Source organism: Streptomyces sp. NPDC053542 (genome assembly GCF_044544685.1).
In the GTDB taxonomy this organism is placed as follows: Bacteria; Actinomycetota; Actinomycetes; order Streptomycetales; family Streptomycetaceae; genus Streptomyces.
In genome coordinates, this window is the sequence record NZ_JBITXL010000001.1 from 641,548 (window position 1) to 653,451 (window position 11,904).

Sequence of the window (11,904 nt, forward strand, 5' to 3'; positions counted from 1 at the left end):
CGTATCTGCGGCCCGATCGGTTCACCGTGTGAACGACATCACTTCGCTCCCCTTCACCGGTACTCGGGTGAACCGATTCGCTTTTCGTTGCGTTTGACCAGTGGAGAGACCTGAAGTGATCTCCGACCGCGCGAAGGGTGTGACCGTGACCGACATAGCCGTTGACTACGAACTGCTCAACGACGTCGCGCAGAAGGCCGGCAAGCTCAAGGACGAGGTCAAGCAGGCCCGCGAGAGCAAGCAGGAGTACTCGGTCGACGAGGTCGGCACCCGGGTGGCGGTCGCGGCGATCCGCAAGTACTACTCGACCTGGAAGGGCTCCTTCAAGCGCTCCGAGGAGAAGCTGGAGAAGCTCAAGAACCTCTACGAGGGCGTGGCGAAGAAGTGGGCCGACTGGGACTTCGACCTGGCCAACAAGGCCGCCAAGCAGAGCGCCTCGATCGCCTCCGACCTGTGGAACGCCCGCAACGACGAGTGGAACGCCTGGCACGAGTCGGTCGAGAAGGCCAAGAAGGAGTACCCGGACCTCGATCCGTCCCTGCTGCCGGAGGAGCCCGAGAAGCCCGGTGAGCGCCCCGACGAGTGGACCACCGACGACGGGCACGGCAACAAGACCACCACGACGTACGAGTACGGGCCGGACGGCAAGCCGACGAAGGTCACCACGACCATGGAGACCAACACGGGCCTGAAGGCGACCGACACCACGAACTACCACGCCGACGGCACGTACGACTCGACCTCGACGGACGTCTTCGGCAGCGTCACCCACACCACCGGCACGTCGAAGACGACCGAGACGCCGGAGCACAAGACCACCACGGACGACTTCACCAGCAAGACGAAGGACACCGACGGCAACGAGAGCACCACCACCGGTACCACCACCTCGGTCACCGACCAGAAGACCGGCCACCGCGACACGAAGACCACCTACACCACCGTCGGTCCCGACGAGGACGGCAACGAGCAGACGGTGACAGGCACTACCCACTCCTCCGTCGATCTCGACGGCCACGAGGTGACCACCACCATCGAGGTCAACGAGGACGGCAGCGGCACCAAAACCGTGGTGACCGACGGCAAGACGGAGGAGTGGACCAGCGACGACGCCGAGGGAGACACCGGCTGGACGCCGAAGGAGTCCGACGACTGACGGCCCCCGCCCTCGGCCCGACGCGCCCCCGGGCCCCGTCCCGGTTTCACCCATCCCCATACCGACCCAAGGAGTCAGCACCATGCCCGCAGGCAACATCAACATCGACTACAACGAGATCCAGCGCGTCTCCGGCGTGATGAAGCAGGCCGTCAACGACATCAACCCGCTGCTGCTGAGCACCAAGACCTCCGTCGAGGGCCTGCTGGACAACGGCCTGTTCATGCAGCAGAGCAGCCCGGCGCTGAAGGAGTCCTACAGCAACCTCACCGCGTCGCTGCAGAAGGCGGTGGAGAGCATCAACTCCTTCGCCAACCAGTTCAACCAGATCAAGAACAGCATCGAGAAGATGGACCTGGACATCGCGACCGGCACCAAGAACGCCGGCTGACGGACCGTACGACACGGGCCGTACGACACGACGGTGCCCCGCCCCGGACCAGAAGTCCGGGGCGGGGCACCGTCGTCCGTACGGGCCGGCCGGTCAGCCGGCGTCCCCGTCGCGCAGCACCGTCTCCGGTACCAGCACCGACACCAGCGCGCCGGTCACCGGGTCGACGGTCAGGCCGCGGCCCGGCGTCGGACGGCCCCGCAACAGGTCGTACGGCACCCGCACGCCGAGGATGTCGCCCTCGCCCGGTGACTGCGGCGACAGCAGCACGCCCTTGCGGACCCGCCGTACCAGGCCGAGCCAGCCGATGCCCGCCGTGGTCAGCGTCTCGGCAGTGGCGGCAGCGACCAGTCCGATACCGCGGTCCCGGCCCGTGGTGGCGACCTCCCGCAGCGCCGCGTCACAGGCAGGCAGCTGGGAGAGCAGGTCGGCGTCATCGACCAGGACCACGGCGGGCCCCGGCTCGGCGTTCAGCGCCGCACTCACCTCGTCGGCCAGCGGGTCCGGATCCTGGATGACCACGGCCCGCGGGTGCCGGGCCAGGCCCCGCAGCGGCGATTCACGCGGGGTGAGCGCGACCACCCGAGTACCGCCGGCCAGCAGCGACACCGCGAGCGTGGTGAGCGCGGTGGACCGGCCGCTGCCGGGCGGACCGCTGACGAGGAAGGACGGCGCGTCGGCCGCGAAGTCCACGCCGATGGCGCCCAGGTCGTCGCCGCCGACGCCGAGCAGTCCCCACAGGGGGCGCCGGTCGGCCGCCGGGACCTTCTCGTACGCGTCGGTGAACGACACCTGGCGGGGCAGGCTCATGACGCGCGCGGGGCGGCGCGCCGCGGGCAGGTCGCGGTCGCGCTGCGCGGCCCGCTCCCCGATCCGCTTGAGCGCCTCGGCCTGGTCGCGTCCGGTGACCGGCGCCCCCTGTCCCTGTGGGGCCTGTTCGCCGAGCAGCGCGACCTGCACTTCGGTGGCGCTGCCCCCGCGCCAGCCGCGGCCCTGCGGGACGACGGCCGGCACCTGCTTCGGCGGGATGCCCGCCAGGCTGTACTCGTTGCGGTCGGTCAGCCTGAGCAGCAGCCGCTCGTCGTTGAGCGAGGCGACCTTGCCGGTCAGCAGCGCCCGTTCGGACGTGGCGACGACGTGCAGTCCCATCGGCGCGCCCTCGCGGATCAGCGCGGTCAGCTCATGCATCGGCCGGCCGCCGTCGTGCTCGCCGAGCAGGGCTGCCAACGAGTCCCAGCCGTCGATCAGGACGACCACGTGGGCGGGGCGTTCGGCGGGCCGCAGCAGGGCGCGCAGTTCGGTGAGGTTGGCCGCGCCGTGGGAGGTGAGCAGTTCCTGGCGCGCGCTCATCTCGGCGGTCAGCCGGGTCAGCAGGCGGCCCAGCCGTTCCAGGTCGGCGCGCGGTACGACGGCGCCGCAGTGCGGCAGTTCGGACAGCGCCGCCAGCGCGCCGCCGGCCGCGTCGATGCCGTACAGGTGCACGTCGGCGCTGGAGTGCCGGCGGGCCAGCGCGCCGCCTATGGTGCGCAGCACCTGGGAGCGGCCGGAGCGCGGGGTGCCCAGGACGTACAGGTGCCCGAAGCGGCTCAGGTCCAGTTCCAGGGGCTCCTGGCGCTGGGCGCCCGGCAGGTCGGCCAGGCCCCAGGCGACCGGCGCGAGGCGTCCGTCGGCCGGGTCGGGCCGCTCGGGCAGTTCGGCCAGGCTCACCGCGTTGGGCAGCGCGGGCAGCCAGGGGCTGGGCTGCCGCTCGATCTCCAGCTGAGCGGCGGCTTCCCGGACCGCGTCGACCAGGGCCGTCAGATCGGTGGGCGCGTCGGCGCGGTCCATCGCCTCCTGGATGGCGTCGAACAGGTCAGCGGTCTCCTCGACCGGTTCGGCCGCTGTACGGCCCAGCAGCGACCAGGTCAGTTCGCTGGTCCAGACGTCGGCCCGGTGTTCCGAGCCCGGCCCGGTGTCCGCCCCCGCGGCCCCGGTGCCCGCGGCCGCGGCCTGTCCGTCGTCGCGTACGGCGCCGACGAAGGCGGTCTGGAACGGGAGCACCGACCGGTGCCCGATCCGGGCCAGGGCGCGGCCCGGGGTGTCGCTGGAGATGCTCACCGCGTCGTTGACCTCCAGGACGTCCTGGCTGTCGAGGGCGTCGGTGACGCGCAGCGAGATCCGCAGGTTGGTGTTGGCGCGGATGTCGGCGGTGATCACACCGGCCGGGCGCTGGGTGGCGAGCAGCAGGTGCAGACCGAGCGAGCGGCCACGCTGGGCGATGCCGACCAGGCCGGGTACGAACTCGGGCACGTCGCGGGCGAGGGTGGCGAACTCGTCGATGATGAGCAGCAGCCTCGGCAGTGGCGCCAGCGCGGGGTCGCGGCGGCGCATCGCCCGGTACTCGGTGTGGTCCTTGGCGCCCGCGTCGGCCAGGATGCGTTCGCGGCGGGTCAGTTCGGCGGTCAGCGAGGTCAGGGCCCGCTCGACCAGGTGGCTGTCCAGGTCGGTGACCATGCCGAGGACGTGCGGCAGCTTCTCGCAGCCCGCGAAGGCGCTGCCGCCCTTGTAGTCGACGAGGACGAACGTCATCTCGTCCGGCCGGTTGACCGCCGCCAGGGAGGCCACCAGCGTCTGGAGGAGTTCGGACTTGCCGGCGCCGGTCGTGCCCGCGATCAGGCCGTGCGGGCCGTCCTTGACCAGGTCGAAGGTGACAGGACCGGTGTAGCCGGTGCCGAGCAGGACGCCGGTGGAGGCCGGACGCTTGGTCCAGCGGGCGGCCAGCTCGGCGGCCCGCGGCGGCTCCAGGCCGAGCAGGTCCAGCAGCTTGACGCGGTCCGGCAGACCGTCCGAGCCGTCCGGGGTGACGTCGCGTACGGGGGCCAGGGCCCGGCCGATCCGCTCGCACCAGCCGGTGTCCACCAGGTCGGGCCGGATGCCGGTGATGTCGGCGCTGCCGGTACGGCGCAGCGTCACCTCGCGGGCGCCGACCGCGCAGACGGTGACGCACTCCTCGGGGAGCATCCGCTCCTCCTGGTCGAGGCAGATCAGGAACACCCGTACGGCCGGGCCCTCCTTGAGCACCTGCACCACGCCGGGCACGTCGCGCAGCCGCCGCGCGCCGTCCAGGACGACGACGAGGTCGGGCTCGGCGAGCAGCGCGCCGCCCATCGCCGACTCCCGCGAACGGGCCCGGGAACGGATCGCGGAGACCAGTTCGGAGACCCGGTTGGCGACCGTCTCCGGGTCGTTGCCGATGGTCACGGTGGGCCCGCCGGACGGCGGCGCGGCGACGCCGCCCTCGCCGGGGCGGGCGTGCGGCAGCCAGCGCACCCACTGCCAGGCGGGCGCGCCCGCCGCGTCGGTGAGCACGGTGATCCGGACGTCGCGCGGGCTGTGCAGGATCGCGGCCTGCGCGACGGTCCAGCGGGCCAGCGCCCGGGCCGCGTCCGTCTCGCCCGAGATGCCGACGACACCGTCCCCGGCCAGGTTCACGCCGATCGGCATGTCGGGGATCTGCCAGTTGACGGAGCGGTGGTTGTCCTCGCGGGAGGCGTCCTCGATCGTCAGCAGCGACGCCTGGCGTACGGTGCCGACACGCAGCAGCAGGTGGTCGGAGTCGCCGCGGCGGCGTTCCCACAGCCGGGCGCCGGGGCCGACGGCCCACATGCCGGCGGCTGCCGGGTCGGGGCCGGCGGCGACCCGCAGGCCGCGCTCGCGCGCGACCATGTCCTTGACGTCCTCCTCCAGCGAGGCGCGCCGGGCCCGGTAGTTGGCGACCGAGGTCAGGAAGTCGCGCCAGCCGCTCCGCTTGGAGCTGATCCAGTTGCCGATGGCGAGCACCGGGCTGAAGAACGCGAACATCAAGTAGAAGTACGAGTGCAGGAAGACGACCATGCCGACGCCCATGAACAGCGGCGCGATCACCACCAGCAGCGGGATGGTGCGCCGGGCCGGCGGCACCGGCGGCGAGGGCAGCGTGAACCGTTCCGGCACCAGCGGCGGCACGATCCGCGGCGGCCGGTTGAAGTCCAGGTACGCGCCGTCCTCGGAGGCCGTCACGGCGGCGTCCGCCTCGGTGGGCTCGGCCACCCGCAGCAGGTACTCGCCCATCCGCAGCTCACCGCCGAGCGGCCACTCCACCCAGCCCTCGGGGACGGGGGCGTGCGTGTCGGCGTAGGGGTCGGGGAGTTCGGGCGGCGGCGGGGGCGGCAGCGGGGTGGCGTCGGCGCGGGGCCGGGCGGGCGGCGGTTCGGGCACGGACAGGTGGACGCCGGTGCGGTGGCCGGGCCCCGTGGCGCCGACCGCCGGCGCGCCGTCGCCGGACGCGGGCCCGCCGACCGCCGCGTTGACGTTCAGCAGCACGGTGCCGTCCGGGCGGACGGTGATGCGGATCCCGTCGGCGGGCACTTCACGGCCTTGGAGCCGCACCGAGCTGCCTGCCGCCGGGCCGACGGTGTGCGTACCGCAGTCCAGGGGCCAGACGCGCCCGGCACCGCGCCCGCCGATCAGCTGGAGTTCCACACGGGGTGCGCGCGGCAGCCGCTCGCCGTCGGCGGAACGGGACGGCGGCGGCAGGTCGGCGCGGCCGGGCCCGTAGCCGCCGTCGGGCTCGGGCGGTACCGGACCGCCGAGACCGAGCGTGGCGCCGTCCCGTACGCCGGTGGCGGCCAGCGGCAGATCGGCGGGGAGTTCACGGTCTTCGAGGAAGAGCGCGGGGGCCGTGTCGCCGGTCGGGGGCTCGCCGGCGAGGCGTGCGGCCAGTGCGCCGACGGTGGTCGAGCCCGGGGTGTCCAGGACCAGGTCGCGCCGCTCGGGGGCGGTGTGCGGGGAGCCGGGCCGGGCCGGTGCGGAGGTTTCCGGGGCGGCCGGAGCGAGGGTGACGAAGAGTCTCACGGGGTACGAGGAGTCCGTTCCTGGGAATCGCCGGAGGCGGCGGGGTCGGAGTCGGCGTCGGAGCGGTCGGCGGCGGACACCCCGGCCAGGCCGGGCGCGGGGGCTGCGGTCCGGGGTTCGGCCAGGTCCGGTTCCGTGAAGTCGAAGTCGTCCGCCATGGCGGAGCCGGCGTCGGCCGGGCGGTCGGGTCCGGTCGCACCGCGGGCTGTGCGGGGTCCGGGTGCGCCACTGGCCGTGCGGGGTTCGGGTGCCGTGGTGGCCGGTCGCCCGGGTGCGTCCGGGCGCGGCGCGGGAGCAGGTACGGCGGAGGCCGCCGGTGCACTCGGCCCTGGAGCGGGCCCGCTCGGCGCGGGCTCGTCGAAGTCGGCATCGCGGGTGGCCGCCGCCTGCTCGCGTACCGGCTCGGTGCGGTCCGGCGCGGGCTCGGGCTTGCGGAGTTCCGGCCCGGCCGGGGCGGTTTCCCGGGCGGGCCCGGCGGCCGGGAAGCCAGGTCCGGTACCCGTGCCTGCGCCCGTCCCGGTATCGGTGCCCGCGCCCGTCCCGGTACCGGCGTCCGGCAGCACGCAGTACGGCGCGGGGAGCCCTCGCCGCACCGCGCGGGCCACGGCCCGGCCGAGTGCGGGCGACTCCACGTCCACCTGTGGTCCGGGCCCCAGCAGCCGGCCGTCCGGCTCGGCGTGCAGGACCCAGCAGGCGCCCGGCAGCCGGCCGCCGGCCAGCACGCGGGCCTGCCCTCGCGCGCACAGCTCCGCGAGCCGGGCCGCTTGTGCGGGCGTCGGTGCCCAGCAGACCACCACCGGCACCGCTTCCTCCGGAACCGCCGATCCCGTCGCTTGCTCCTGCGCTCCCGGCCGGTCCGCCAGTTCCGCGAGGATGTCGTCCAGCGGGCGCCCGGGGAATCGCGGGTGCACACCGGAGGCGATCCGGACCGGCGGCCCGTCCGGCATCCGGTCCACCTGTGCGGCCAGCGCCTGGAGCACACCGCGGGAGACCCGCGCGTCGCCCTCGATGGCCAGCGCGGCGGGGCCGCGCAGCCAGTCGACGAGGACGACGCCCGGCGCCTTGCGGTCCACGCCCAGGACGAGCGGCAGCCGTACGGCGCGGCCGAGGCCGGCAGGCCGCGTCCGTACCGCATCGGCCGGCGCGGCCCAGGTCCACTCCCCCGGCTCGTCCGCCGCGTCCTTCCATGGCAGCACCGGCCCGGCGGATCCGGCCGGGTCACGCCCCGCGACGACGACGCGAACGCGGTCCCTGGCCTGGGACAGCTGAACGGCGGGCACGTAACAGCCCTCCCCCGCGTCCGTGTCCGCGCGGTCGAGGGCCGCCCGCACCACGTCGCCGGCGGCCGGGTCGGCGAAGTACTGGGCCAGCATCCGGGCACAGCGCCGGTGCCGCAGGTAGGCACGCAGCGGCGCGGTGAACGCCCGTGCGGTCATCCGTGCCTCCCACGCGATCCGGCGGCAGGTGCGGCGGAAGCCGCCCTGCCTGCTCACGGTGCGGACGAGGAGCCAGACGAGCAGGACCAGGGCGACGAGGAAGCCGATGAGAATCAGCCAGGAGTTACGGTCCGGCATGCCGAGGGCCAGCGGTACCGGGAACTGCGCCGGTGCCGCGACGGCCGCCGCGCCCGAAGACGCGGCGTGGCTGAAAGGACTCACGCGCACTCCCGCGCGGCGAGCGCGGCGGCCTGCCGCAGGTGGTGCATCGCGTGGTGCAGCCGGGACTTCACGGTGCCGGACGGAATGCCCAGGGCGTGCGCCGTATCGGGGCCGGAACAGCCGAGCAGGTATGTGTACACCAGAACCTCTCGATGGGGGCGGGACAGTTGGGCGAGTAACTCGACGACGTGCGTCCGCTCCACGACGCGGGCTGCCTCGTCCGCGAGACCGGCCGTCTCCGGCGGCAGCCCGGTCAGCACCGCCGGCCGGGAGCTGTCACGCCGACTCCAGTCGATCACGACGTTGCGGGCGACCGTGAACAGCCAGGGCAGACTCGGCTCCCACCCCGTCTCGCGCCGGGCGCCGCGGGCGCTGGACGCCTCACTCTTCAGCCAGGCGCGCAACAGTGCTTCCTGAACGACGTCCTCCGCGCGCTGCGGGTCGGTGGGCAGCAGGCCGGTGACATACCGCAACAACGGCTGACGGTACGTCAGGACGAGTGCGGTGATGCGCTCCTCGGCGGAGGGACGGGCAGACGGCGGGGAAGCCGGCGCGGGGCGCCCGGGCCCGGCGGGAGCAGGGACCGGGGCCGATATCGCCGGTTCGCTCATCGATGTGCTGCCTCAGGGGGTCTCCAGGGGTGCCGGGCGCACCCCGAGCGGGAACAAGTGGTTGTCGTAACCACGTACCCCAGCCTAATCAGCGGCCACCGAACGCGGCAAAACCCCCCGGGTGAACAATCGCCCTCTTGCCGTACGCAAACCTACCCACGGGCGACCATAGTTGAATATTCATCACCGCTCATTCATCACCGCTCATTCCTCACCGCTCCCGGAAGGGACTGGCCTTCGCGGGATGCCTCGCACTTCGTGGGCGCGGTCGGCGCGTGCCGGGCAGCCGTCACCAAGCGGTCAGCAGCAAGTGGTTGACGAGCAGGGCGAGCACGGCCTGGGCCGCGAGCCAGGCACGGGGCCTGGTGAGGAAGGCGCAGGCCGGCAGCAGCCACATGACGAACGGCAGCCAGATGCGTTCCGTCTCCGCCTTGCTCATCCCGGACAGATCAGCGGCGAGGAGAGTGAGCACGGCGGCGGACACCAGCAGGGCGAGTCGTGCCTCGGCGGAGGGTCCGCCGGCCGGGCCCGGCCGGGTGAGGAGGCGGTCGCGCTGCCGGACGAGCGTGCCGGCGGCGCGCCGCAGCCCTGCCGCCGTCGCGAGGCCCACGAGGAAGACCGTGCAGGCGAGGTTGGCCCACACCCAATAGCCGTACGGCCGGATGCCGCCCGCTCCTTGGTAGTAGCGCTCGACCAGCAGGTGGTACGCCTCCCACCAGTTGAAGCCGGCGAGTGTGAACGCCACCGGCACGACGACGAAGCCGAGCAGCAGCAAGGGGAGCACCTGGAGCACCCCGGTCGGGTTCCGTTTCCGGCCGAGCAGCAGCACACCGGCTACGACCAGCGCGAACAGCGTGAGCCCGTACGAGAGGTAGCAGGTCAGACCGAGCAGCAGCCCCGAGCCGAAGGCGGCGGCCCGTGCCCGGTGCGCCGCCCGGTGCGTCACCGCGAGCGCTGCCAGGGCGACGGACCATGCGGCAACCGCGGCGAAGTATCCGTCGGCCGACGTCCCCATCCACACCGCCGCCGGCGCCGGCGCCAGGCACGGTGCCGCCCGCCGCGCCAGGCGCTCCCCGGCAAGCGCCCGCACCGTCACGAGCACGGCCACGCACGCCGTGGCGCCGACGGTGATGCACCAGGCGCCGGCCCATCCGCCGCCGCCCAGGCCGATCCGGTCGAGGAGGACGAAGGTGAGCGACGCGGCCGGCGGATGTCCGGCGACGTGTGGGGGCCAGTGGTCGGGAGAGTGCAGCAGGATGTGCTGGGTGAAGTCCCGCAGGGTGCCGGGGATGTCGTGGAAGCGGTCGATGACCTGGAGGTACTCGTACCTGGTCGTCAGCCGCCGGGCGATGCCGCGGTGCCAGCCGTCGACGAGCGCGAGGGACCACGTCCAGGCCATGGCGGTGCCCCAGGCGGCGATGAGCAGGGCACGCCAGGGCAGACGGGCGGCCAGGGACGGCCCGTACGCCACGACGGCGACCGCCACGGCGAGTGCGGCCGGCGTGCCGGGGCCCAGGTGCGGCAACCAGTTGGAGTACAGCGGGGGCCACCCGACGCGGAGGGTGCCGTCGGTGCGCTCGACGGCGATGCCGACCAGGACGGCCGCAAGGACGAGCAGCACCGCGGTCACGGCGGCGTACAGGTCGCGGAGGAGGTCGCGGTTCACATGGGAACGTTAGGCCGGTCGGCGGCCGCCGACGGCCTGACAGGCGCGGACGTCAGCGTTTCGTCATCGGTTGCGCAGCCCGTCGCGGGGTGTCCGGCCGTACGGTCGGCGCATGGCACGATCCGCTTCCTTCCCGGTTCGCTGGCGCAGTCCGCTGCGCGGTCCCTGGTTCACCTCGGTGCTCGGTGTGGTGCTGCTCGCCGGGATCACCGTGCTGTTCGTGACCGGGCTCCTGTCCTACGCGGCGTACAACCCCGACCTGTCGCCGGTGAACGACAAGACTCCGGACAAGGGCCTGCTCGGCTTCTACCTCTTCTCCTGGCCGACCGGCCCGTACTGGCTGTACCGGCTCACCCAGGGCGTCCACGTCACGCTCGGCATCACGCTCGTCCCCGTCCTGCTGGCGAAGCTGTGGTCGGTCGTGCCCAGGCTGTTCCAGCTGCCGCCCGCGCGGTCGGTGGCCCATGCCCTGGAGCGTGTCTCCCTGCTCCTGTTGGTCGGGGGCGCGCTGTTCCAGTTCACGACGGGGGTGCTCAACGTCCAGCTGGACTACGTGTTCCCCGGCTCCTTCTACTCACTGCACTTCTACGGCGCGTGGGTGTTCTTCGCCGCGTTCGTCGCACATGCCGTACTGAAGGTGCCGGCGGCCGTACGGAATCTGCGCGGTCTCCGCGCGGACGAGGGGCCGCCCCGGGAACGGGCGGGGCAGTTGACCTCCGCGCGTCCCGATCCGCCCACCACCTCGCGGCGGGGTGCGCTGTGGCTGGTCGGGGGAGGTTCACTGGTCCTGTTCGGTACCACGGTGGGGCGCAGCTTCGACGGTCCGCTGCGGCGGACTGCCGTGCTCGCGCCACACGGAGGAGCGGACCCGGGCAGCGGCCCCGGCGGCTTCCAGATCAACAAGACGGCCGCGTACGCGGGGATCAGCGCGCGGGAGACGAGCGGGGAGGTATGGCGGCTGGTCGTCGCGGGGCGCACCGGGACCGTCCGGCTGAGCCGGGCCGAGCTGCTGGCCCTCGGCCTGCACAGCTCGGCGCTGCCCATCGCCTGCGTGGAGGGCTGGTCGACCTCCGACCAGTGGTGGCGGGGCGTACGGCTGACGGATGTCGCACGGCTCGTCGGGTACGGCGCGGACGCCGCGCCCGACGTACTGGTGGAGTCGCTCCAACTGCACGGTGCCTTCCGCCGGGCCGCCCTGCGCGCCAATCAGGTGCGCGACCCGCGCTCGCTGCTCGCCCTGGAGGTCAATGGTGAGCCCCTGACCCTGGACCACGGCTACCCGGCGCGGGTCATCGTGCCCGGGGCGCCCGGAGTGCTCAACACCAAGTGGGTGGCCCGGATGACGTTCGGAGAACTGTGATGAGAGACGGCCTGGGCACCGGACACCCGCTGCGGCGGCTCCGGGACGGCGGACGCCTGCGGATCCGGATCGGCAGCCCGCTGCAACTCCTCCTGCTGGCCTGCTCGTTCGCGCTTGCCGGCTACGCGGGCGTGCGGCTGCTCGCCGACGACTGGTTCCAGGTGGCGTGCTGGTTCGTCGGCGCCGCCCT

At 73.4% G+C, this 11,904-nt stretch carries 7 protein-coding genes; 3 read left to right on the forward strand and 4 right to left on the reverse strand.

Features of this window, described 5'->3' with window-relative positions; all coding sequences use genetic code 11:
• Nucleotides 1-145: 145 nt before the first annotated feature.
• Nucleotides 146-1,156, forward strand: coding sequence for a hypothetical protein (locus ACIGXO_RS02830; RefSeq protein ID WP_399779325.1), 1,011 nt, complete (start codon nt 146-148; stop codon nt 1,154-1,156).
• A gap of 82 nt (nt 1,157-1,238) precedes the next feature.
• Nucleotides 1,239-1,547 carry a hypothetical protein gene (locus ACIGXO_RS02835; RefSeq protein ID WP_030253916.1) on the forward strand — a complete coding sequence of 103 codons (309 nt, stop codon included), beginning with the start codon at nt 1,239-1,241 and terminating at the stop codon, nt 1,545-1,547.
• A gap of 93 nt (nt 1,548-1,640) precedes the next feature.
• On the opposite strand, the gene ACIGXO_RS02840 is transcribed toward ACIGXO_RS02835, so the two are convergent.
• From ACIGXO_RS02840 to ACIGXO_RS02855, 4 genes are all read right to left on the reverse strand, one after another.
• On the reverse strand, nt 1,641-6,419 hold the full coding sequence (locus tag ACIGXO_RS02840) for an FtsK/SpoIIIE domain-containing protein (RefSeq protein ID WP_399779328.1): 4,779 nt from the start codon (nt 6,417-6,419) through the stop codon (nt 1,641-1,643).
• Nucleotides 6,416-8,077, reverse strand: coding sequence for a hypothetical protein (locus ACIGXO_RS02845; RefSeq protein WP_399779329.1), 1,662 nt, complete (start codon nt 8,075-8,077; stop codon nt 6,416-6,418). Before ACIGXO_RS02845 ends, ACIGXO_RS02840 begins: the two co-directional genes overlap by 4 nt.
• Nucleotides 8,074-8,688: a sigma-70 family RNA polymerase sigma factor gene (locus ACIGXO_RS02850; RefSeq protein ID WP_399779331.1), complete on the reverse strand. Its 615-nt coding sequence runs from the start codon at nt 8,686-8,688 to the stop codon at nt 8,074-8,076. The genes ACIGXO_RS02845 and ACIGXO_RS02850 overlap by 4 nt, the downstream gene beginning before the upstream one ends.
• Nucleotides 8,689-8,977: 289 nt before the next feature.
• Nucleotides 8,978-10,354, reverse strand: coding sequence for a hypothetical protein (locus ACIGXO_RS02855; protein ID WP_399779333.1), 1,377 nt, complete (start codon nt 10,352-10,354; stop codon nt 8,978-8,980).
• Between the two features lie 112 nt (nt 10,355-10,466).
• Between ACIGXO_RS02855 and ACIGXO_RS02860 the strand changes: the two genes are divergently transcribed.
• Entirely contained in the window at nt 10,467-11,714 is a 1,248-nt protein-coding gene (locus ACIGXO_RS02860) for a molybdopterin-dependent oxidoreductase (protein WP_399779335.1), read from the forward strand.
• The last annotated feature ends 190 nt before the right edge of the window (nt 11,715-11,904 follow it).

Excerpts from the sequence above, each read along its gene's own strand:
- ACIGXO_RS02835 (WP_030253916.1), top strand. The coding sequence starts at position 1,239 with ATGCCCGCAGGCAACATCAACATCGACTACAACGAGATCCAGCGCGTC.
- ACIGXO_RS02850 (WP_399779331.1), bottom strand. The coding sequence starts at position 8,688 with ATGAGCGAACCGGCGATATCGGCCCCGGTCCCTGCTCCCGCCGGGCCC.
- ACIGXO_RS02860 (WP_399779335.1), top strand. The coding sequence starts at position 10,467 with ATGGCACGATCCGCTTCCTTCCCGGTTCGCTGGCGCAGTCCGCTGCGC.